The sequence below is a fragment of the Proteus sp. HMSC14B05 genome (assembly GCF_001808035.1).
Taxonomy (GTDB): Bacteria; Pseudomonadota; Gammaproteobacteria; order Enterobacterales; family Enterobacteriaceae; genus Proteus; species Proteus mirabilis.
This window is the reverse complement of the sequence record NZ_KV791986.1, coordinates 132776-154472: the sequence shown is the minus strand read 5'-3', so window position 1 is coordinate 154472 and position 21697 is coordinate 132776. Positions and strand designations below refer to the sequence as shown.

Sequence of the window (21697 nt, the reverse complement as noted above, 5' to 3'; positions counted from 1 at the left end):
TGACTGAATTTCAGATGATGCTCAAAGCTAAATACCCTGATGAGAAAGGCTTCACTAAAGAAGAATATGACAACATCATGAAGCAAGATGATAGGCGTAATAATGAGTTAATCAGTGGTAAGCGCAGATTGGTGAGCAGAAAGAGAGGATAAAGGGAGGCTGCGAGCAAGAATGCAGCACATAGTAATTAGTTTGGCTTAAAGCTTGACCTAGTAATATAAATATGATTTAGATATGGACTTGTAATATTGTTCTGATATTATAGTTGTACAGAATTAGCTGTATAAATATACATATAAAAGGAGGCAATTATGGCATATTCAGCTGTAGCAGTAGCAAACGCCTTCATTCAAAGGGCGATAGATGGCGAGATACCAGATTTAACCCCGATGAAATTACAAAAACTCATGTTTTATGCTCAATCTTGGTCTTTGAAGTTGTATGGAGAGCCAATTTTTGATGATTTCTTTGCAAAGTGGCAATATGGGCCAGTTATTCCATCTCTGTATCATAAAGTAAAAAGATACGGAGCAAGTAACATAACAAGAAAAATTAAAGACGTAGAGTTTGAGGATGACGAATTTTTCTATGTTCAACCAACCGTCCCTAGCTCCGATTCTAAAGTAAACAACTTAATCGACAGAATTGTTGAGGTATATGGAGAGTTAAGAGGTACTCAGTTATCTTATTTAACACATCTCCCTGGAACTGCTTGGTATGTTACTGAAAAAGATGGTGCTGTAATTACAAATGACTTATTAAAAGAATGTATAGAGTAGTCATTAATGTCGTCACTTGACCAACTAAAGAGTATAAACCTTCCGGGTAACGTAGAAAACATACCTGATAATGATTCCAAAACAGATAAACCGTCAAAATCATCGAATTTTGACGGTAACTTAATTCTTTTGGAAGATATTGAGGACCGAAAGGCTGACAGAGCTCTCAGAGAGAAATTTGGAGATAAAGCATACAATGTTGTGAAAAAAACATTGTATGGATGGGCCGTCGTTCTAATTACAACGGCGTTTTGCAAGTTGTTTTTTGACAAGGAAGTTTTTACTGATACTGTATTGGTAGCTATAACTTCCGCAGTTACATTAAATACTTTTGCAGCATTCCTTGGAGTTATACGTGGCTTATTCCCTTCAAATAGAAAGTGTGGTAGTGGTAATCAAAAGAAAGAATAGAGCCTGATTAGGATTTTAGTTTACTAACTATTTTATCAATAATTTTCACCTGTTCTAGTGGGGATTCTTTGCTAATCTTCGCATCTTTCAAATTATCCCATAAGGCAAGGATTTCGACATAATCAGCATGTGATAACTCGCTTAAGACTGCTGGGAAAAGGGAATCATATTTATATTGTTTGCAGCAATCAATTAAATCCATGTTTGGTCTTCTTTCATTGCCGTAGCGGTCGATATCCATTCTTTCTTTTAGTAATGCAGATATTAGCTCACTTTTTTGCGTGGAATTAATGAAAAATCTATACACTTTATTTGAGTGAAGCAATATAACAATTGATAAAATTACAAGTCCAACGCTAGTCATAATTAAAGGCTTTAGTTCATTAAACACCAAAGCAAGTTCATGCACTGCGCTATTCACTACTGGATTACCTGCTTGTTTTTGTATCTCATCAAAAGCAGATTTAGCAACCTCATTACATATATCGTTCATTAGCAAATTTATATAAATGTCATCTGAATTGACAGATTATATATTTAGTAGATCAATTTTGCATCATAATAAAACTAACCCACTCCGGTGGGTTTTTTATTGCCTGAAATCTACAACCTATTGATATAGTTTGATTATAGCGAATCGCGAGAATTGATAGCCCATCCTTGGGGTGTAGTTATTTTTTTTCGGTAAGAGCATTTAGTAAATTTTCAATTCTCTGTAGCTTGGATTCCATAGTGTTTAGTTTTTCTTGTAAATTGTTATCATTACCTATTTTCGTACCAGTTGGGCTAAATTTGTTATTCGCCTTGACCCTATCAGATGTTAAGGGTAGTTGAGCCTGTAGCGCAACCCCGATTACTTGGCGTATATCTCCAATAACGCATGATGGATAGTCATCATTTAATGAGTAAAGATACCAGTCGCCTTGGTCAAATATTAATTGTTTAAAGCTACAAAACCCATCAATGTAATGAAGCACATAATCCATATGGTTAGGCTCTAAAGACGGATCTATGATAACAATAGTACCTGATGGAAAGCTGACTCCATAAGAAGAGGTCATTGAATCACCTATGACTTCATAAGCAAATGCTTTATCACTAGCTTCAGGGATTGAAGGGACAAACCTTGAAAAACTAGCAGGATTATTCAAGTCGAAAACTGAGTCAGAATAAGAGAGGACTGGAATAAGAGGTAGAGTTATAGTTTTAACAACCTTACTTAAATCTGGGGCTTCTCCAGTTCCTTCTGCTAGCCATTCTGATGTTGTACCAAGTGCAGCAGCCAAATTAGTTAAAACATTTTTTCTTGGTTTGGAGTTTCCAGCCTCATAAGCTGCAATCTGTCTGCGCACTACACCAACTTTCTCCGCTAATTCACCTTGTGTTAATTCAGCAGCTTGTCTGGCGGCGCTAATTCTATTTTTAAAACCATCATCTATTTTCATATGTGAACTCTTTAAAATTCATATTGACACAATGTGAGTCATGATATATAACTAATAATACATCATGAAGATGTGATATTGAAATACTTCATAGGAGATAAAATGGAAAAGAAAAACAGAATTATGCCGTACCCATTTCGAATGAAGCCAGATATGAGGCAATGGATTGATAATGTTGCGGAGAATAGACGGCGCTCTACTCAAGTTCAGCTTGAATATATTTTAGAGGTATTTAGAGAGAAAGTGGAAAATGGTGAACTTGAGATGCCGTAAAAAAGAAGAAACCCCAATTGTTCGAGCAATTGAGGTTTCATTATCAAATAAACTCTTGGGCGAGAATAAGTGACATGACTAATTTAGCAAATATTAACGACATGAGCAATTCAGTTAAATCCATCCCAGCAATTATGCATAACGGAATACCTGTAGTTACGACTGAACTGTTAGCTGAGTTATATGATACTAAAAGTAACAACATAAAAGTAAACCACTCCCGTAATGCAGGTCGCTTTATTGAGGGTAAGCATTACTTCAAAGTTATTGGAAATGCTCTAAAAAATTTGCGAGTTACTTTAAGTAACCTACAAATTTCACCAAAAGCGAGAAGTTTAATTCTGTGGACAGAAAGAGGTGCGGCTCGCCATGCGAAAATGTTAGACACAGACAAAGCATGGGATGTGTTCGAATTAATGGAAGATCACTATTTTAATAAAGGAAAAAATGAGGTTGTTGTTAGCACGCGCCCAATAACCCAAAGGGAAAAAGATGCTCACAACATTAACGCTCTATTTAATCACTACGATGTTTTTTATTCAGCATGGAAGTCAGAAATATATCCAATACTAAGACAACTTGAATCACCACTTGCTGGAAGGTTGGTTGATAGATTTCAAGATGGTTATGCGTTTCTGATGAATTTAAGGAGAGATATTAACGGGAGATTACAAGAAGGTGAGTTGCCAAGAATATGCAGGTAAAAACAGAAAAGCCAATAGTTGCGATCTATTGGCTAATCCCAAACAAAACCCAGAAGGAAATGTTTCATGAGTGAGATCACTTTAACAAATAGTTTTAACACTGTCACGAACAAAACTATCGATACCCAGAAGTTATTATCAATGATTAACGTGGCTCGTAAGTCATGTGGTGAAAATCAAATTCGTAATAACGTATTGATTGAAAGAGTAAAAGACGAATTAGATGGCGAGACCTACAAAATTTTTGTAGGTCATAAAAATGGCGCTCAAATTGAAATAATTGAAATGGATATCAAACAAGCGCTTCGTGTAGCCGCTAGAGAATCAAAAGCTGTTCGTCGTGTTCTGGTTGACAAGCTGGAATCAATGCATGTAGCTTCTCAAAAAAGTGGCAAAAGCCAATCAGGTTTACCTGAATACCGCCAAGCTAGAACGCTTAAAATGTCGGTTGATGCCATTACTAACTTATTCGACTTAATGCCGAACCTGAGTGATGAGGCAAAACAGTGTGCAGCAGCTAATATCGTCAATCCGATTGTTGGGTTTGAAGCCGTTCCTTTGCCAGCACTTGAACAAAAGTATTATACCGCTGGTGAGGTTGGCGAAATGCTTGAAGTGTCTGCCAATAAAATTGGACGCTTGGCTAATAAACATGGATTAAAAACAGAGGAATATGGGAAATATTTCTTAGATAAATCTGCTTATTCTTCAAAACAGGTTGAAGCATTCAGATATAACGACAATGGAGTAAAAGCATTACGACACGCCATTCATGGCGCTGAGGTAGCTTAAACACCTAAGCCAAGGATGGCTTGCTTGAGATCACATATCACGCCTCTTAACTGAGGCTTTTTGCTTTTCTTTGCACCACAAACAGCTAAACTAATAACAAATTAACTAACGAGGATGGTGTTGTGAGGAAGGTAACATTAACAGTATCTTTGCTAATATTATTTATGCCTTCAGCTAAGGCAATAGTGGTTGAAAAAAGTGAAGTGTCATGGATGGATGATATCCCTGAAGTAAGAGCGTTGGGATGTAAAGAATTTACAAAATTAACATACTCAAAAATAAAGCCTAGAGAAGTAATTATTAGTGAATCTATATTTTCTACTCATAAATTAATGCCAAACAGTTATTTGGAGTGCAGTATATGGAAAAATAGAGATGATACTGCATACGTGATTAAACCAAAGGAACATTTTAATATAGAAGGACATAACATAGGTGTGTATCATGAGGATGGTTCTGGAAGAATTGATGGCAGTAATGGACTATGGTCTTTTGGGTGTAAAAGCGACGCGATGACAGATGAGTATTATTGTTATTTGTCGGCCAATAATATAACCGTGACAAAAGATACTGATGGGTATCAAGTGTATGTTGGTAATGGGGTATTAAAATCATCAAGATCGCTAATTAGATTTGATAAAGATAAGCCAATCGAATCCGAATTAGGTGGGATATATTATGGAGAAAAGGCTACAGATATAATTAAAAGGCTTAATCATAACCCAAAAGTAACAATAAGGTATTATCCATACAGGAATAATAAATCAGTAGATGAAATCATAAATATTAATAACTTTAATATAGCTAAAAGCGTGCTTGATAAAATATATGATTCACACAAATAAAGATTTCATATTTTGTGCATAAGACCCTGTCATTTTGGCAGGGTTTTCTTTTTTTAGGAGACTTAAAATGTCAGAACAAAAAGTTGGCGGTATTGTTTACCAAGTATCAATGGATATAAAGCCTTTATTACAAGGTGAAAAGGAAGTAAGCAAATCCCTAGAGGAGATGAATAACTCAACAAAAAAAACCACAGAAGCGCTTAATAAGCTAGATAGAACGGCCGCTAATGTTGGTTCCTCTTTAAAAATGCCAGAGATAAACAAGCTATCCAGAAAAATGTCTGAGTTAGCTGGCAGTATTGGCGCTCAGTCAGCAAAAACAGAGAAAGCGACTCAGGTGAACAATAGATTTGCTGGCGTCTTAAGTACCGTATCAGGAACATTTGGCGCTGGCTATGTTAGCAATGTTGGTAGCGCAACAAGTCAACTTGTTCAGCACACAAAAGCCGCGATCCTAGCCACTCAAGCAGAATTAGAACACGCTAAATCAGCGCAAAAAGAAGCAGAAGCACTTCAAGCCGCGGCATCTCAGCAAGTATTAAATGCAAAAGCAGCAAAAGAGGAAGCTCAAAGCAAGTTAGCCTCAGTTAGTGCTGAAAAAAGCACTATTACTGAAATAGAGCGCTCTACAGATGCAAAAATGAAGGATCTGGAGGCACTTCGTCAGCGTCAAATTTTGATGGTTAAAGATGCAGAAGAAAACTACCAGATGACGGCTAGCGAAAAGAATTTAATGGCGGTAACTAAAGCAAAAAATGCACTTTACGCCACCGAAAACAAAATAAAGACACAGTTGTCAGTTACTGGTAAAGAAATAGCCGCAATAGAGGCTCGTATTGCAGCAGCAAAAGAGGCAGAAGCGCTTGCAACTAAACGATTAAACGCAGCAATAGCGCTAGAGCAGAAAGGTAAAGCAACCTTAAAGTCAGCAAATGAGGCAGTTGCCGCAGCGTCAGCAAAAGTAACGCTAGCCACACAGGCACAAAGTGTTGCCATGAATGGATTGAAAAGCGCAATGGCATTATTGGGTGGTCCTACTGGATTGTTTATGTTAGCCGCAGCAGGGGTGTATGCGCTTTATCAATCAATGAGCAACAATTCATCTATTGATGATTATAAGTCAAAAATTGACGAAGCTATCAATAAACTAGATGAGCTTAACGCTAAACAAGCTGCTGCTGCCGCATCAAAAGCAAGGTCAGTTATTAATGAAAACACGAAAGAAATTGACTCTTTAGAAAAGAAAATAACATATATACGTTCAATAATTCAAAGTATCAAGGATGGTAGCGGTAGAGTTTGGGAGGATGTGCAAGATGTAGATGAAGCAAAACAAAAACTTAGCGAGTTAGAGGGTAAGTTAGTAGATCTAACACAAGAAAACAAGCACTATTCCCGAACACTGGAATTATTAAACAAGACAGAAAAAGAAAGGACAGGTAAAACCGACGAACAAATAGAAGCTAATGCTTTATATCTAAAATCCGTTGGCGGAGTTCGTGAAGCTAACGAATTATTGTTGAGAACATTAAAGCTAGGCTCTCCGGTTATTGCTGATATAGAAACCCAGATAGACAATCTTGCTAAATCACTTAAGGATGCAAAAGTACCTCCAGAGGAAGCAGAAATTGCTATTTCGAACCTCAGAACAGCATTAGAAGCGAAGTTATCAAATAACTTTGAAGTGATGCTACAAGACCTTGAAAATAATGTTACTGCATTAAAAATAGAGATGAAGGATGGCAAAGATGCGGCGATAGAGTATCGTGCAAGCGTCATGGCCGCCAAAATGGGCATGACTGATGAGGGACAGGTAAAGCGTTATATACAATTAATTAAAGAAGAAACCGAGGCTAGGGAAAAGTTAACAAATCAAAACAAGAAATCAAAATCAGGAAATAACGAAGCTAAACGCATTGACGATGCCATTAAAAAACAACAACAACAGACTGAGGCGTTAAGAAAAGAATTTGAATTATTGAGTTCTGGCGCAGCTAACGTAAATAGAGAGATGGCTATTTTTAATGCTGTTCAAAGTCTGGGTGCTGATGCGACAGATAAGCAAAAGAAAGCTATTGCTAAAGAAGCCGCCGAAGTTTTTGACCTCAAACAAAAAGTCGATGACTTTATTAAGTCACAAGAAATCACACCGGAGTTAAAACTTGCAAGAGCATTTAGACAAGAGTCTGAAGAGCTTAAACGCATGTTTGATAATGATTTCATTGATGAAGAAACGTTTAAGGCGTTAGGCAATAAAGCAATGAAGGCATTTGATGCTGGAATGGCTGAAATAAAAATAAATGCGGTTATTGACCCAATAACTGAAGCCAAAGGGCAATATGACCCGATTCAAGCACTGGCTAACGAACACGCTAAGAAACTTGAGATGATCCGCCAATTCGAAACAGAAAAAGGCGCTATTACTCAGCGTGGCTTAGAGTTAATGAATGCCGCTAATACTCAATATGAGCAAGACCGGTTAAATGCTCAATGGGAGATATGGCGTAATCAAAGTCAAGCTAATCAATTCTTAGCTGATGGGTTGGACGCATTAGGACAACGCTCTACTAACGTACTCACGGGGCTATTAACAGGCACACAATCCCTTAATGATGCTTTCCGTAATGTCGCATTAACCATTGTAGACCAAGCCGTTGGCGCTCTGGTTCAAATGGGTATGCAACAGGTTAAGAATATGGTTACTGAAAGTGCCATGCGTAAGGCTTCCAATGCACAAGCTATAGCGGAGGCTACAACCACTGGCGCAGCAATTACAAATGCTATGGCTCCGGCAGCAGCGACAACCAGTATTGCCACGATGGGCTCTGCCGCCACATGGGGTATGGCTGCAATGGCAACAGCTATTCCCGCTATGATTGCGCTTGCTGGTGCTCGTAAAAATGGTGGGCCCGTAAATGCTGGCTCTATGTATCGAGTGGGTGAGGGTGGTAAGCCTGAGATATTCAAGGCATCTAACGGTAGTCAGTACATGATACCGGGTGATAATGGTCGAGTTATTAGTAATCGACAAATGGGTAAAGGTGGTAATGGTGTCAGCATGGGTGATATGCACTTTACATTCCAAGTTCAAGCACCTAATGGCATCACTCAAAAGGAAGCGCAACAAATACAGCAAATGGTGAGAGGTACGGTTTATGACGTACTTGGTAACGAAATGCGTAGCGGTGGTGCTTTGGAAAAAGTAAGAAGTTGGTAATTAAGAGAGGTAGTTATGAAGATATTCACAGCTAACATTCATCCCAATGGTTTTTTTATCAATGCAGATTGGAATGGTACTTATTTTTGGATTTATTTAAGTAGAGCGCTGGGGTGGGGTAAATTCACTTTAATTAGGTGCTCTACTAGATACAGCCCTACTGGAGGAATTTTTGAATTATCTGAATTGCAACAGGAAGATTCATTACCCCCTTCACCAATAATTCATTCATCAAATGTGTTATGGCGTTTGCAGGAAGCTCATGAAGTTTTGATTTCAAGTTAGCTTTCATGTCTGGTGATTCATTAGATGTTAAAATAATATCCTCTAATGCTTTAATTGAATCACTATGTATGCGAATTGTTTGTACTTTCAGTATCGCGCTTAACCCTCCGTCATCTAATAAAAAATCAATACCTTTTTCAGTAATGAAGCAGGTATAGCTATTAAAAATATATTCGATCCCATCAAGTGTTGAACTTTGAATGAATGGTTTTTCAATCAACCCATGCATCTCAAGGTATAACATATTTGCTATAAGATGATCTTTATTACTGAATTTTTTACTAAGTTCTTCATATTCATCATCTTCTAAGGGATTTGGGAAAGAATCATATAAGGCAGTTAAAATATCTAACTGTAGAGCACGGTCATATTTATATCCACATAGTACCTCACACCGAAGTAATCAGCCATTCCTTCGGCAAGTTTCTCTGGGCTGAATATATAAAATAACCTAATGGATATTTATTAATATCCTGATATTTGATCAGGCGGCTTTGTGTCGCCTTTTTTATTGGAGTAACCAATGGAAGAGTTTAAATGGCGACCTGAAACAGCTTATCAGGTGGGTAATGAGCCTAAAGTGAAAGTAGCTAAGTTTGGTAACGGTTACGAACAAAGAGTCAAAGACGGGATCAACAACCAACTAAAGACTTATCAACTCTCATTTGTTAAGCGTACTGATATTGGGAAACAGATTGATGAGTTCCTTAAGGCTCGAGGTGCAGTTGAATCATTCTTATGGCTAACCAGTGATGATAACTCTAAACGTAAATTTGTTTGCCGTGGCTGGCAGGTAACGCCAAGGGCGACGGTATGGCAGATAGATTGCACATTTGAGGAGGTTGTTGCATGAGGGATATACCTCAAGAGATGCGCATAAATGTTGCAGATTTACAGCAAAATGCAATGTTAGATTTGTATGAGGTCGATTTAAGTCGTTTTGGTGGTGATGTTTACCGGTTTCATGACGGCATGAATGGCTTATTAAAACCTATTGTCTGGCAGGGTTTACGATATGAACCTTATCCTGTTCAGGTTACAGGGTTTAGTGTAACGACTCAGGGGGCATCAGACAGACCAAAAATGACGTTTGCTAACTTTGACGGAATGTTAACTGCGATTAACAACGACTATGATGATGCGCTAGGCGCTATCGTTACTCGTAGGCAGGTTTTAGAGCAATATCTTGATGCTGTTAATTTTCCCAACGGAAACCCACAAGCAGATCCAACCAGAGAAGCCGTTCAAAAATACGTTGTCGAACAGCGAGAAAGTTCAGACTCTGATTTTGTGACGTATATATTAGCACTTCCAACAGAAACAGATAACGCCCTGATACCTAGACGGGTTATTCAGGCTGATATCTGCTCGTGGCGATACCGAGGATTTGATTGTGGTTATGATGGACCACCTGTTGCAGATGAAAAAGACCAACCAACAACCGATCCCTTAAAAGACAAATGCTCTCATAAATACAGCGGGTGCAAATTAAGACACAAAGGAAAGATGCCATTCGGCGGGTTTTTAGGTTCAAATAAATTAGGTTAATCCATGATTGAGAAAGACATTATCGCTCACGCGAAAGCGGAAGGAGTGAGGGAGTCTTGCGGCTTAATTTCGGGTGATAGGTATTTCCCTTGCAGAAACATACATCCCGATCCGCAAAACTATTTTGAAATTAACCCAGACGATTGGATGACGGCAGAGTGTTACTCAGACGTCAAAGCTATTGTTCATAGTCACCCTGACGGAAAGCCTTTCCTGAGTTCTGGTGATAGAACAATACAAAGGAAAACAAATCTGCCTTGGTGGTTGGTATGTGATGGAGTGATCCATAAGTTCAGGCCAATAGCGCCACTATTAGGTAGAGAGTTTAAACATGGTGAGCAGGATTGTTATTCCATTATACGTGATGCCTATCATCTGTCAGGCATTCAGCTAGATGATTTTATTCGTCCCGATGAATGGTGGTACACAGAACAAAATCTCTATCTTGATAACACGGACAAGCAGGGATTTTATCAAGTAGAAGAGGCTCAAGAAGGCGATATGATATTGATTTGCTTAGGAACATCAAAACCTTGTCACGCTGCGTTGTACTTAGGTAATCAAGAGATATTGCATCACAGGCCAGACAGATTGAGTAAGCGAGATACTTACGGTGGTTACTGGTTTAAATATACTCACAGCATTTGGAGGCATAAACAATGGTCAAATTACAGTTTGCAGGCTATTTACGCAGATTTGGACGCAGGTTCGAGCTTGAGGTAAGTAATGCAGGTGAGGCCTTACGCTGTCTTTGCTATCAAATTGATGGGTTGAAAAAAGAGATTAACCAAGGTCAGTTTCGCGTTCGTATCGCAGGTAATGATATGACCGAGGATAGTATTTCCACGGGATTAAGTACGCCATTAAATGAAGGTGATGTTATTACGATCGTCCCCATAGTTGGTGGTGCTAAATCTGGCGGGTGGCTAGGCATTATTGGTGGAGCTGCTTTAATTGGCGCATCGTTTTTAATACCGGGCGGATTTTTGGCAACGATGACATCGACCGCATTATTTGCCGCTGGTGTAGGTGTGGCCGCCGCGGGATTGGCAACCATGTTAACTAAAACACCGCCAGCGCCAAGCATAGAGGGGCGAAACTCAGAAAGTAACCAGTATTTCAGTTCGTTAGCAAATAGAGTGGGGCAAGGTTATCCGGTTCCTATCTGTTATGGCGAGATGGTTGTGGGTTCAAATGTAATATCACAAGGTTTGGAGACTGTTTAATGGGCAAAGGTGGCGGTGGAGGAATCACTCCAAGGTTGCTCGATGACAACTTAAAAAACAAACAATTTCTTAATGTCATCGATTTAGTTTCAGAAGGGCCAATAGAAGGGCCTGTGGGTGGTATGTCAGGTTTTCTATTGAATGGAACTCCTGTTGTAGATGCAGATGGCAATCCAAATATTCATGGTGTTGAAGTTCAGTGGCGAGCAGGAACGCAAACGCAAGAACCATTAGAGGACTTTCCTTTTGTAGAAAAAGAAATTCCTGTCAATGTAGAGGTAAAAAAAAGCACACCAATCTTACGCACTATTTCAGATCAGGAAACTGACCGCGTTAGATTCACTTTGGGGGTTTCTGCTCTTGTTAGTCAAGATGACAAGGGAAATCAGCACGATGCTACGGTAGAAATGCTTATTGAAGTTAATGATGGTTCTGGTTGGACACATGCAGAAACAGCAAAAATAACCGGAAAAATCAGTGGCCAATATTTAGAATCATATATCATTGATGCGCCTAAAAAGAAACCTTTCCAAATTAGAGTTTCACGATTAACAGATGATAGTAAAAGTGATCTACTGAAAAACGGAACGGTATGGGCAAGCTACACAGAAATAACTGACGCTAAATTCTCTTACCCTAATTCTGCCGTCGTCGGGATGAAAATCGATAAATCCCAATACGGTGATACACCCAATCGCACCTATCATATTAAAGGGATGATTATCCAAGTTCCTGATAACTATGATCCGGAGTCTCGTACTTACACTGGCATCTGGACTGGTCGCTTCAAGCCCGCATGGACTAATAACCCTGCATGGGTTTTTTACGATTTAGTCACTAATGAACGATACGGTATAGGAGAGATGATCGGCTCGTTTGGCGTTGATAAATTCGCGCTATATGCCATTGCTCGTTACTGTGATGAATTGGTTGATGATGGGTTTGGCAACAAAGAGCCTCGCTTTACTTTTAATGCCTACATTACCTCTCAACGAAAAGCCAAAGAAGTGCTTGATGACTTAGCGTCCGTATTTCGCGGTATGCCTTTATGGGACGGACAGCAATTAACGTGCTTTCAAGATAGACCATCAGATCCAGTATGGACGTACACAAACTCAAATGTTATTGATGGAAAATTTAAATATACATCAACAGCGAAATCAGCTCGTCATAATGCTATCGAGGTGTCATGGATAAACCCGAGTAATGGATGGAGTGAAGAAAGAGAATTTATCCAAGATGATGATCTCATTCAGCGATTCGGCGGTGTAAATGTTAAGAAAGTTACTGCTTTTAGTTGCACTAGTCGCGGACAGGCTCACAGAGTGGGTAAGTGGATATTACAGACAGAAAAGCTGGAGAAAGATAGCGTTACATTCTCAACAGGAAGAGAGGGGATTAACTGCATCTCTGGCGATATTATTGAGGTAGCAGACGATAGCTTTGCAGGAGTGAAGGTAGGTGGTCGGGTTCTATCAGTTAATGGTAGCGCTATTACTATTGATGCGCCTATAGATTGGAAATATGACGATAAAGGTACTTTCTCATTTTTAGGGACATCAGGCAGGTTCGAGAAAATAGAAATTCAATCTATCGATGGTGATATTGTCACTTTGCGTGAGGTTCCTCGTGGACTGAAACAATATGGTGTATTTTCTATTACCAAAAGCATGCTAATAACAAGATTGTTTCGAGTTATTACCATTTCAGAAAATAATGATGGAAATTACTTATACAACTGTATTCAGCATGAACCTCAAAAGGAAAGCATTGTTGATAATGGAGTTGATTTTACTGGGAACCCGCCAACGCAGAATGTTATTCGCATTCCTAATATAGAGCGTCTTTCTATTGCTTACGTTGATGATAGCCCTCAAGTTCAAGCTAGGGCTATGTGGGTAACAACAGCCATTAATAGAAATATTTCATTTAATGTCACTCTTTATAAAAACAGCAAGGTTGTATCTACTGGTAATACCACAGATTTAGAGTACTACTTTAATGGGCTTGAAGCCGGTGACTATCTTGTTGGGGTGAGAGGTCAAGACGCTAATGGAATGCTTGGTAATGAATCAAAAGTCCAGATGGTTATTGGTACGCCAAGTGCACCTAGCTCAATAATTGTTGAGTCTGGTTTTTTTGAAATAAAATTAATCCCTCATATCGCTGCGCCACACACTCTAAATACCGAGTTTGAGTTCTGGTTTTCTGGTGAAATAAAAATAAATAATATCAATGAGATAGAGTCAAAAGCTGATTTCTTAAGTCGCGCTAAGTTCTGGACAAAAGGGCAATTAAAGCCGGGGCGTGATTACTGGTTTTATGTAAGAAGCGTAAATGAATATGGGAAGTCTCATTTTGTAGAAGCTAAAGGACAAGTTGACGGTAACATAGACGCTATTCTTGAAGAATTAGCGGGGCAAATCAGCCGAGACCAACTCGCACAAGACTTATTGGGTGAAATTAACAGTAAAGCTAACCAAATCGATATTACTGAATTACATGAGTTGATGAGGATAAATCATGACAAGATTTTATCTGAGTTGATGAGGCATGGAGCAACGATTGAAGAAAGTGAAAAAAAATGGGAGGAGGCAGGAAAATTACTGGCTGAGCGGATAAATCAAGTTTCAACGGCAACAGAAGCACAGGCAGCCGCAATTAAACAAGAGCAACAAGCACGTATTGAGACTGATAAAACCGAAGCACAACAACGCCAATTCTTAGCCACTCAACTTCGTGGTGATTATACCGGTAATGATTTATCGAAAGTCACCGCAGGACTCATTTCCGCAGAGAAACAAGCACGTGTTACAGGCGACCAAGCAGAAGCGAAAGCCCGACAATCACTGGAAACACGGATGAATGGGAATGTTTCAGCGATTAATAAATCATTAGAAACCCTCACCTCGAAACAGCAAGCACAAACGCAAGAGATTTCAACGCTCAATTCAAATCTTAAGGGGAAAGCTGATAGCAGTGTGGTGAATGCGTTAAATACGCGAGTAACTAATCTCGATGGCAAAGTGATGTCCGCAACCTCTCAGGTACAAACGTTATCCAGCAAATTAGATACAGTGAAAGCCGATTTAACGGAGTCTGTGGTGGTGGATTTAGATTTATCTAAACTCAATGAAAACACCTATTATCCGATTATTTTGCCATTAGTAACTTCTCGACGTTATGCCTTTAAGGTTTTTAGGACATTAGGGCAATATAGAGACAATAAACCGAGCTATGCGACTCACAATACCAAAGGTTTTGCCATGATTGTGGAATGGCAAGTGAGTGGTTCTGGATGGGGAACCCAGTCTGAAAACCGCATCATTGATAATTTTGATTGGCGATGGACAAATCAATCCCCTGTGATGGGGCCAGCTCAATTAACGAATGGTTCTGTGGAATATATCTATTTGCGAGGAGGTGCTAAATATCAGCTCACTAAGCATAAAAGTGTTAACCATCAAATTATCACCCGCACTTATACCAATAACAAACAATCGGTGGCACCAAAAGGATTTGTGGCGAATGAAGTACCTAAGTCCAGCGAACAGAAAGCCAATGCAACGGCGAATGCGGTAAACCAACTTGAAACTAAGGTGACTGAGGTCTCAGGTAAAGTGACCTCTACCGCCCAGCAAGTCACTCGCCTTGAAAGCCAAGTGGGTACAAGTTCAGCCAAAATCGAACAAACGTCGAAAGTGGTCACCGACATAAATGGCAAAATTTCCGCATCATGGACAATGAAAGTTCAGCAAGATAGCAAAGGGAATAAAGTCATTACGGGCATTGGCTTAGGGTTTAATGCACAAGGAAATAGCCAATTTCTGGTCAATGCCCAAAACTTTGCAGTGATATCGTCATTAAATGGCAAAGTGGTGACACCGTTTATCGTGAAGAATGGACAGGTGGTTGTTAATGAAGCTTTTATTGGTGATGCAACTATTACCAGTGCAAAAATAGCTAATGTATTGCAATCAACCAATTTCAGCTATGCAAACAAGGTGGGCTATCAACTTAATATGCGCACTGGTGAAGAAATTAAATATGGGAATAACGCTCAGGGGTACTGGATTGAAACAAACATATTAAAACGTTTGTTTGATAAAAAAGGCACAATGCGTATCAGAATGGGGATATGGTAATGGGCATGGGTTTAGAAATATATGATGAGAAAGGGCGACTCATTATTGGAGAAGACACTATTATACCGCGCCACTTGGGGCAATTTGACCTTCCTTTGTCCCAATATGGATCTCTTACTATTCCTGAGATTTCCTTAGGAGGTGAGGTTGTTTGCCATTTCTGGCTACGGTATCGCTCTCGATGGAGTGGTGAATTTCATGTAGATAAGCCTAATGAGAGAACAGAGTACTCCATATCTGGGAACACGTTAAATTACCGCGTTGATTACAATATCTATCGCTGGGAGAACAATGGCTCTGGTGGTGGGCAGACACAAGCGAATGACTCATTCTCAAGTCATGTTGTCGTATGGGTGGTGTGAAATGGTTGGTGTAGAAATTTACACAAATAATAGGCTGATACAATTAACCGATAAACTCGAAACAATATGTGTTTTGAGAAAAGCAACTCCTGATGAACTAACGTCATCATCAGGCCCTCATGATAGCTATCCGAGAATCTATGCGTTAAATAGCCAATGGATGGTTGCTCCGATTTCCAAGGTAAGCATACCTCAACACGGAGTTGGTCTTGAAGTTTATGATGAGCAAGGGAAAATGAAATTTTCATCTCTTGCTAAGTTGGTCTGCTTTGAGAAATATTATGATGTCAATACGGGGAGCGCTGGCAAAGGCTCATTAAGAATCGCAGGCAAAAGTGGTCATCGGTATGGCATGATTAAGACTCGCTCTATGGGGTATTTTCATAATACAAACATACGAAGCTACATAGACCCTGACACGTGGGATGAAGTTTGGACATTCAAAAGATATAGCGAGCGTTATGTCTTGGTTGATGATGTGGGAGGGTTAACATTTGAGTATCGATACGAGTTCTTAGGAGAAGAGGATGGCTGGATAAGTATGCCTCCGAGTCGAGAAGGTTCTGGATTAATGGAACAAGGGCTTATGATAGACGTTTCAATGTTAGAAGATTAAATACCGCACTAATGTGGTTTTTTTGTATCTAAATTTTAGGAAATAAATCATGATATACACAACAGGCACTGTTAGCACAGTGTCAGGGTCTGCTATTGTCTCTGGCACAGGTACCATTATTTTAATTAAAAATGGTAATGCTAATTTTATTTATATGGTGGACAGGGTTAATAGCGATACAGAATTAGTCATTTCACAACCGGCTACATTTACCGTAAAAAACACTAGTTACAGCATTAATCTCACTGAGCCGAACTCATACAGCGACGCTAATAATCGTATGACCGCTATTGCATCAGATATTACGTAGTTCTTAAACGAGCAACGAGTTACGCTCGATGGTGTTAAAAAAGTGCTGGGGGATATTAGTAAAAAGTTAGATAAAAGTGGTATGGACCTTTCAGGGATTTCGAAGTGCGATTACACGTAATACACAAATGGCTTATTGTGTGTTTCGACAAAAAATCCACCTTAAAGGCGGGCGCTATTGGTCTTTGCCGACAATATTATCGCATTTAGATAAGTGTGTTGTGTTTTATCATACCACCAACTCTCAAGCGGAAGTGAGCTATTTAGCGCATAAAAAGCAATTATACAGCTCAGCCCAAACAGACATTTATGTGTGTGTATTCGTTTCAGGAATGGTTTTGACCCCGAAGAAACGTTGGGGGGTTATCACTGTACAGTGAAGATGGAGCACGGGTCTTTAATACGGACTATTTGCCTTTTACCCGAGGAAAATCAATGGCATTGTTATTACGGGAGGGGAGTGTAGAGACTCCATATAGCTTGCCTTTAGTCTGTGCAACCAGTCAGTTTGTGAATGCGTCTTATCAGGATGACCCTATTGATTGGGCCAAGTGCAATACGGGGATACGTTTTCGGGGGAAAACAGATTTTTGTGAGCGAATGGATACGTGATGTTCATCGGCAACATCATGTAGAGCAACGTATTCCCTTTTATATCCTTAATGGTTCACATTATTTTTAATAAAATAAATACCTGTCTATATTTATGTGGGATACATGTCGCTTTTCTTTATTGGCATAATGCTTTCTGCTGATAATGATTGTTTTGCTTTAATCATTTCTTTTTCATTTGAAAATTTATAATTAGGCAATAGTTCTTTAGGTTTGACACCTAAAATAAACGCGATAGAGAATAAATGTTCTACTGTTATTTTGGTATGTCCATTCTCTATACGTGAATAGTGCTGTTGACTTATTTCCAATGAATGGGCTATTTCCCTCCCTGTCATCCCTAATTCTTTTCTTTTTTGCTTTATTCTATAAGCAATAATGGAATTAATTGTACTCATGAACTTCATTCTCCAACAATAAACAGGTTTTTAAGTTTAACAGAGTAAAAAGCATTTGTTATAAAAGCATTTTACTCTACTTATAAAACTCAATTAATTTTTATTGATATGAAAAAGTAATCGTTGCTACTGCTTTTACACTTCCTGGCGTAATAGTATTTTCTGTTTTTATATAATTAGCTTTTAATTTTATACGTGGATTTATCTCTCCTCTATAATTTGAAAAATGCCATTGATTTTGATTTCCTTTGTTAGGAGTGTCTGAACCATAACTAATCGCAGTTACTTCATTATTTTTATATAATCTTAGCCCAACGCCTTTTGCCGTAGAATCCGTTGCTAATGTTAATATATCAGAACGATTCCCATGTTGGGTCGCATCATTTAATGTAGCATAAACATCAATACCGTCTTGGCATTGAAGTTGTATATTAACTTCCCCTCCTTGCACTTCTTTATACAAAGACGTGAACTGGGATTGATAGACAGTATTTAATGGAACAACATAATTCTTTTGATTCATCGAGCATGTTTGGCTTTGCACTTGGATGCGCCCTCCATTTAACATAACAGGAGCTGTTAATCTTTTATTATTCAAACTTGCCCGATTAGATTCCAATAAAATATGGCCCAGTTGTTTGGTTGGTATCGTTACATACCCATTAGGTAATCGTCCTGTTGCGACAAAAGCAACATATAAACGAGCACCAAAACTTCCAGTTGCACCATTATAAGCATTTGGATTTGTATTGGCGGCAACAGGATCAATATATATACTTGAGCTGTTTATGGGAACCAATGGCCTTGCAGGCCAATAGCCCGCCATACCAATAATGATACCTAGCCCTGGAACTCCAGTATCAAATATATCGAAATCGGAAGATTGAGTGTTATTTCCTTGGCGAAAGTTATATGTGATTTTGCCTATTTTAGGTAATGTAGGAGTAAATTTTCCACGCATTAATGCTATTAAACTACCGCCGTTAAATATATATTGATTACTTGTTCCGGTGAGTTCCCCTATCACTCGTGGGTAAGTATGGGCATCAGCAGGACCAATAACAACAACAGGGAGGGTAGATGTGTTGATTGTTATTGGAGACGGTACGTAGTCATCTGCACCAGCAACAGCTAGACTAGGGAATAGAGTTAAAAGAAATAATATGACAAAGATTCTTTTCATGGTTTGTTCCTAATTAGAGTGCGGTATACACTGAACAGGAATGGTTTGAGGTCGCATGTCAGTTTCATTGCGTGTCGCATGATATGTAAATGAGCATTTATCATCATGATTTGGTCCCCATATCACATCAAGTTGACCTTGTTTAGGAAGACCGCGGGTAAATAAGCGTCCAGCTTGAGCCACATATCCGACTAACTGCTTATGCTCATCCAAAACCTCGGAAGCCATTGGAGGAGTACTACCATCTGGCATTCGAATATCAAATAGTAGGCTTCTCCCTGTTTGAGTATTAAATGTCACTAACGTGGCACTATTAGCGCGAGGAATGATTTCTTGTTCTGTTGCTGATAACTCAACATTCAAATCCAAATTAGTGGGGTCGATGCTAATTTGATTTTTTTCATAAGGCGTGACATAAGGCACAATACCATTTCCCCAAAAATCTAATCGGCTACCTGGTGCATTATTAATGACCGCACCTTGTGCTCCTTTTGCATGGATAATGGTAAAAGTATCACTTAAATCATTACTTAACGTCACTCCATAAGGATGTACGACAACGGCCCCCGACGCACCCAATGACATTTGACGATTATGTTGAGTATCTTGCCCGACGGTTGCGGTTACATTTACATAAGGTGAACGATAGCCTCCATTCATCGCATAGCCGGAAGGTCCACTTTCCTGACTATTACCTGAAATACCATAAGAGAATTGATTATCTTCCCCAGCGATACCGCTGATGGATGTTTGAATGCTGTTTTTCTCGCCTTTATTATAATTTAAGACAGTAGAAAAAATGGGGCTTTGAACACGCTCTCCCAAAGGAAGCGTAAAGTTCACATAAAATCTGTCATCTCGGCGTTGTTGCTCATTATCTCGTGATTGAGAAAAGCCAATCTGATAACCAAGTTTTTTCCAAAAATGGCTATATCCCATTTGATACTCATTACGACTTCCTTTATGTTCCCAGTAATTATAAGTGGTACCAGTTAAAAATATATTTCCCCATTTTTCACCTAATTCTTGATTAATTGAAACTTGGAATTGATTTTTAGGGCGATAAAATGCGGCACTTTTTATGGAAACATCATCAATAAATTCACTGTGATTAGCCAATAGCGCATCTTTCAAATGGTAAAAATCTTTAGATGAATAACGATAGGCTGCTAACGTGATATTTGTACTCGTGGTCGGAATATTGACGCTATAGCTAGTATGTAAACTGTAGCCTTTACGCGTTACGTTAGAGTGATTAAATGTTGTTCTGGACAATGTAATGTCAGATGCAATTGCCCCAATCGGCGTGTTAAAAGCAACACCAGCCAATCCTGCGGTATATTTTGAGCTTGTGGTCAGTCCACTATTTAAAGTGATATCATTTGTCAAACCATATTGATATGTGCCTTGTGCAATTAAATCATGATATGTCTCATTTGCATAACGATAGCGTCCCACTGACATTTGCCAACGGCTAAATCCGGGACGAATAAGTTGGGCAACAGAAGCAAAAGGAACCGTAAATGTTCTTGTTTGTCCATTAGATTCGGTTATTTGCACAAGAAGGTCGCCAGCATATCCACTGGGATACAAATCATTAATGACAAAGGGGCCAGCAGGCACAGTTGTTTCATAAAGGATGTGAGCATTTTGATAAATCGTAACTTTAGCATTACTATTAGCAATGCCTCGCACGATCGGAGCGTAGCCACGTAAAGAGTTGGGTAACATTCGTTCATCCGATGCTAATCGAATTCCCCGTAAGCTAAGGCTATCCATTAACTCGCCATTCGTATAAAAATCACCTAATGTGAATTGTGCCCGTAACTGAGCAATATCATGCGTCACATTTGTTTCGATATTCTGATACCCAGTAGAATGACCATTATTCCAGCTTTCACCACCACGGTGACGAAAAGCCCATCCCCATAAATTGAGTCCCGCTTTTAACCCAAGGTAAGTCTGCTCATTATTTATATCCGGAGTATTGTATTGATAATAGTTAACATCATAGTTGACAAATGCGGCAGGGACTCCACTTTGCCACTGTGCAGGGGCAATATATCCTCGAGGTCGAGTATTCACTTGTGCCTGAGGAATTTCTATATTCAGCTTTAAAGTGGATAAATCAAAATGAAATTTTGCTGAGGGGAGTCCTTCTGAGGCGGGATAACAAGTGGCTTTATAACTGTTTTCAGGAACAGTGCCTTTGACGACATCAATTAATGAAAGTAATTCCGGCGTTAGACATAACGTCGACGTATTCGCATTGTCAGTATATAAATACTGTACATTAGCTTTTCCTTTCCATTCATTATTGAGATAGATATCAGCGTAATACTTGCCCTCAGGAATAGGGTTGCCATAATTAAAGCGACGTATATCAATCGCATTCTTTCCTTGCACTGAATGCAAAAAGCTAGGATCAAATTCAGCTTCTTCAGCAGCGAATGAAGAAGTTGTTATCACCCCAATCCCTAAAGCGACACAAAACGGAAGAGAATAACGATAGGAAATGAGGTGTAATTGGTTATTAAAATTCATTAT

24 protein-coding genes are annotated in these 21697 nt (G+C 39.0%); 18 read left to right on the top strand and 6 right to left on the bottom strand.

The window, feature by feature from the left end:
- From HMPREF3129_RS19135 to HMPREF3129_RS09360, 3 genes are all read left to right on the top strand, one after another.
- Positions 1–152, top strand: a 152-nt coding sequence (locus HMPREF3129_RS19135) for a DUF6246 family protein (RefSeq protein WP_368072761.1), incomplete at its 5' end; no start/stop codon positions are given.
- A 159-nt stretch (positions 153–311) separates the two neighbouring features.
- Positions 312–779 carry a Panacea domain-containing protein gene (locus HMPREF3129_RS09365; protein WP_036919956.1) on the top strand — a complete coding sequence of 156 codons (468 nt, stop codon included), beginning with the start codon at positions 312–314 and terminating at the stop codon, positions 777–779.
- Between the two features lie 6 nt (positions 780–785).
- Positions 786–1190, top strand: coding sequence for a hypothetical protein (locus HMPREF3129_RS09360; RefSeq protein ID WP_052124583.1), 405 nt, complete (start codon positions 786–788; stop codon positions 1188–1190).
- A 7-nt stretch (positions 1191–1197) separates the two neighbouring features.
- Here the strand turns inward: HMPREF3129_RS09360 and HMPREF3129_RS09355 are convergent, their stop codons facing one another.
- Positions 1198–1683, bottom strand: a complete 486-nt coding sequence (locus tag HMPREF3129_RS09355) for a hypothetical protein (protein WP_036919957.1) — start codon at positions 1681–1683, stop codon at positions 1198–1200.
- Positions 1684–1861: 178 nt separating this feature from the next.
- Entirely contained in the window at positions 1862–2635 is a 774-nt protein-coding gene (locus tag HMPREF3129_RS09350) for a LexA family protein (RefSeq protein WP_017827423.1), read from the bottom strand.
- Between the two features lie 102 nt (positions 2636–2737).
- On the opposite strand from HMPREF3129_RS09350, the gene HMPREF3129_RS18685 reads away from it, so the two are divergent.
- The 5 genes from HMPREF3129_RS18685 (at position 2738) to HMPREF3129_RS09330 (ending at position 8466) form a co-directional block, all read left to right on the top strand.
- Positions 2738–2908: a hypothetical protein gene (locus HMPREF3129_RS18685; RefSeq protein ID WP_017827422.1), complete on the top strand. Its 171-nt coding sequence runs from the start codon at positions 2738–2740 to the stop codon at positions 2906–2908.
- A gap of 74 nt (positions 2909–2982) precedes the next feature.
- Positions 2983–3612 (top strand): ORF6N domain-containing protein, encoded by a 630-nt coding sequence (locus tag HMPREF3129_RS18930; protein WP_017827421.1) that lies wholly within the window; start codon positions 2983–2985, stop codon positions 3610–3612.
- A gap of 66 nt (positions 3613–3678) precedes the next feature.
- The gene (locus HMPREF3129_RS09340; protein ID WP_036919958.1) at positions 3679–4404 is read left to right on the top strand and encodes a hypothetical protein; all 726 of its coding nucleotides are present in this window, start codon (positions 3679–3681) and stop codon (positions 4402–4404) included.
- Between the two features lie 122 nt (positions 4405–4526).
- A complete protein-coding gene (locus HMPREF3129_RS09335; protein ID WP_060556273.1) occupies positions 4527–5249 on the top strand; it encodes a hypothetical protein in 723 nt (240 codons plus the stop codon).
- Between the two features lie 67 nt (positions 5250–5316).
- A complete protein-coding gene (locus tag HMPREF3129_RS09330) occupies positions 5317–8466 on the top strand; it encodes a coiled-coil domain-containing protein (RefSeq protein WP_036919959.1) in 3150 nt (1049 codons plus the stop codon).
- A 157-nt stretch (positions 8467–8623) separates the two neighbouring features.
- Here the strand turns inward: HMPREF3129_RS09330 and HMPREF3129_RS09325 are convergent, their stop codons facing one another.
- Positions 8624–8980 carry a hypothetical protein gene (locus HMPREF3129_RS09325; protein ID WP_339382524.1) on the bottom strand — a complete coding sequence of 119 codons (357 nt, stop codon included), beginning with the start codon at positions 8978–8980 and terminating at the stop codon, positions 8624–8626.
- A 294-nt stretch (positions 8981–9274) separates the two neighbouring features.
- Between HMPREF3129_RS09325 and HMPREF3129_RS09320 the strand changes: the two genes are divergently transcribed.
- The 10 genes from HMPREF3129_RS09320 to HMPREF3129_RS18920 all read left to right on the top strand — a co-directional run bounded on the left by HMPREF3129_RS09320 (position 9275) and on the right by HMPREF3129_RS18920 (position 17569).
- Entirely contained in the window at positions 9275–9604 is a 330-nt protein-coding gene (locus HMPREF3129_RS09320; RefSeq protein ID WP_017628783.1) for a phage tail protein, read from the top strand.
- The gene (locus HMPREF3129_RS09315; RefSeq protein ID WP_036908262.1) at positions 9601–10299 is read left to right on the top strand and encodes a phage minor tail protein L; all 699 of its coding nucleotides are present in this window, start codon (positions 9601–9603) and stop codon (positions 10297–10299) included. Before HMPREF3129_RS09320 ends, HMPREF3129_RS09315 begins: the two co-directional genes overlap by 4 nt.
- Positions 10300–10302: 3 nt before the next feature.
- Entirely contained in the window at positions 10303–11022 is a 720-nt protein-coding gene (locus HMPREF3129_RS09310; protein WP_017628781.1) for a C40 family peptidase, read from the top strand.
- A complete protein-coding gene (locus HMPREF3129_RS09305) occupies positions 10959–11525 on the top strand; it encodes a MoaD/ThiS family protein (protein WP_017628780.1) in 567 nt (188 codons plus the stop codon). The genes HMPREF3129_RS09310 and HMPREF3129_RS09305 overlap by 64 nt, the downstream gene beginning before the upstream one ends.
- Positions 11525–15670, top strand: a complete 4146-nt coding sequence (gene gpJ / locus HMPREF3129_RS09300; RefSeq protein ID WP_070486959.1) for a TipJ family phage tail tip protein — start codon at positions 11525–11527, stop codon at positions 15668–15670. Before HMPREF3129_RS09305 ends, gpJ begins: the two co-directional genes overlap by 1 nt.
- Positions 15670–16032: a hypothetical protein gene (locus HMPREF3129_RS09295; RefSeq protein WP_004247521.1), complete on the top strand. Its 363-nt coding sequence runs from the start codon at positions 15670–15672 to the stop codon at positions 16030–16032. The genes gpJ and HMPREF3129_RS09295 overlap by 1 nt, the downstream gene beginning before the upstream one ends.
- A gap of 1 nt (position 16033) precedes the next feature.
- Positions 16034–16648: a hypothetical protein gene (locus HMPREF3129_RS09290; RefSeq protein ID WP_004247523.1), complete on the top strand. Its 615-nt coding sequence runs from the start codon at positions 16034–16036 to the stop codon at positions 16646–16648.
- A 49-nt stretch (positions 16649–16697) separates the two neighbouring features.
- Positions 16698–16958 carry a hypothetical protein gene (locus HMPREF3129_RS09285; protein WP_004247524.1) on the top strand — a complete coding sequence of 87 codons (261 nt, stop codon included), beginning with the start codon at positions 16698–16700 and terminating at the stop codon, positions 16956–16958.
- Positions 16959–17097: 139 nt separating this feature from the next.
- A complete protein-coding gene (locus HMPREF3129_RS18925; RefSeq protein ID WP_166470157.1) occupies positions 17098–17337 on the top strand; it encodes a hypothetical protein in 240 nt (79 codons plus the stop codon).
- Between the two features lie 55 nt (positions 17338–17392).
- The gene (locus HMPREF3129_RS18920; RefSeq protein WP_017827824.1) at positions 17393–17569 is read left to right on the top strand and encodes a hypothetical protein; all 177 of its coding nucleotides are present in this window, start codon (positions 17393–17395) and stop codon (positions 17567–17569) included.
- Positions 17570–17661: 92 nt separating this feature from the next.
- On the opposite strand, the gene HMPREF3129_RS09275 is transcribed toward HMPREF3129_RS18920, so the two are convergent.
- From HMPREF3129_RS09275 to HMPREF3129_RS09265, 3 genes are all read right to left on the bottom strand, one after another.
- Complete coding sequence (locus HMPREF3129_RS09275) at positions 17662–17967, bottom strand: helix-turn-helix domain-containing protein (RefSeq protein WP_036919964.1); 306 nt, start codon at positions 17965–17967, stop codon at positions 17662–17664.
- Between the two features lie 100 nt (positions 17968–18067).
- Positions 18068–19150: a fimbrial protein gene (locus tag HMPREF3129_RS09270; protein WP_062814378.1), complete on the bottom strand. Its 1083-nt coding sequence runs from the start codon at positions 19148–19150 to the stop codon at positions 18068–18070.
- Between the two features lie 9 nt (positions 19151–19159).
- Positions 19160–21694: a fimbria/pilus outer membrane usher protein gene (locus HMPREF3129_RS09265; RefSeq protein ID WP_004247001.1), complete on the bottom strand. Its 2535-nt coding sequence runs from the start codon at positions 21692–21694 to the stop codon at positions 19160–19162.
- Positions 21695–21697 lie beyond the last annotated feature (3 nt).

Coding starts and splice junctions, on each gene's coding strand:
- HMPREF3129_RS09365 (WP_036919956.1), top strand. CDS start 312: ATGGCATATTCAGCTGTAGCAGTAGCAAACGCCTTCATTCAAAGGGCG.
- HMPREF3129_RS09360 (WP_052124583.1), top strand. CDS start 786: ATGTCGTCACTTGACCAACTAAAGAGTATAAACCTTCCGGGTAACGTA.
- HMPREF3129_RS09355 (WP_036919957.1), bottom strand. CDS start 1,683: ATGAACGATATATGTAATGAGGTTGCTAAATCTGCTTTTGATGAGATA.
- HMPREF3129_RS09350 (WP_017827423.1), bottom strand. CDS start 2,635: ATGAAAATAGATGATGGTTTTAAAAATAGAATTAGCGCCGCCAGACAA.
- HMPREF3129_RS18685 (WP_017827422.1), top strand. CDS start 2,738: ATGGAAAAGAAAAACAGAATTATGCCGTACCCATTTCGAATGAAGCCA.
- HMPREF3129_RS18930 (WP_017827421.1), top strand. CDS start 2,983: ATGACTAATTTAGCAAATATTAACGACATGAGCAATTCAGTTAAATCC.
- HMPREF3129_RS09340 (WP_036919958.1), top strand. CDS start 3,679: ATGAGTGAGATCACTTTAACAAATAGTTTTAACACTGTCACGAACAAA.
- HMPREF3129_RS09330 (WP_036919959.1), top strand. CDS start 5,317: ATGTCAGAACAAAAAGTTGGCGGTATTGTTTACCAAGTATCAATGGAT.
- HMPREF3129_RS09325 (WP_339382524.1), bottom strand. CDS start 8,980: ATGCATGGGTTGATTGAAAAACCATTCATTCAAAGTTCAACACTTGAT.
- HMPREF3129_RS09320 (WP_017628783.1), top strand. CDS start 9,275: ATGGAAGAGTTTAAATGGCGACCTGAAACAGCTTATCAGGTGGGTAAT.
- HMPREF3129_RS09315 (WP_036908262.1), top strand. CDS start 9,601: ATGAGGGATATACCTCAAGAGATGCGCATAAATGTTGCAGATTTACAG.
- HMPREF3129_RS09310 (WP_017628781.1), top strand. CDS start 10,303: ATGATTGAGAAAGACATTATCGCTCACGCGAAAGCGGAAGGAGTGAGG.
- HMPREF3129_RS09305 (WP_017628780.1), top strand. CDS start 10,959: ATGGTCAAATTACAGTTTGCAGGCTATTTACGCAGATTTGGACGCAGG.
- gpJ (WP_070486959.1), top strand. CDS start 11,525: ATGGGCAAAGGTGGCGGTGGAGGAATCACTCCAAGGTTGCTCGATGAC.
- HMPREF3129_RS09295 (WP_004247521.1), top strand. CDS start 15,670: ATGGGCATGGGTTTAGAAATATATGATGAGAAAGGGCGACTCATTATT.
- HMPREF3129_RS09290 (WP_004247523.1), top strand. CDS start 16,034: ATGGTTGGTGTAGAAATTTACACAAATAATAGGCTGATACAATTAACC.
- HMPREF3129_RS09285 (WP_004247524.1), top strand. CDS start 16,698: ATGATATACACAACAGGCACTGTTAGCACAGTGTCAGGGTCTGCTATT.
- HMPREF3129_RS18920 (WP_017827824.1), top strand. CDS start 17,393: ATGGCATTGTTATTACGGGAGGGGAGTGTAGAGACTCCATATAGCTTG.
- HMPREF3129_RS09275 (WP_036919964.1), bottom strand. CDS start 17,967: ATGAGTACAATTAATTCCATTATTGCTTATAGAATAAAGCAAAAAAGA.
- HMPREF3129_RS09270 (WP_062814378.1), bottom strand. CDS start 19,150: ATGAAAAGAATCTTTGTCATATTATTTCTTTTAACTCTATTCCCTAGT.
- HMPREF3129_RS09265 (WP_004247001.1), bottom strand. CDS start 21,694: ATGAATTTTAATAACCAATTACACCTCATTTCCTATCGTTATTCTCTT.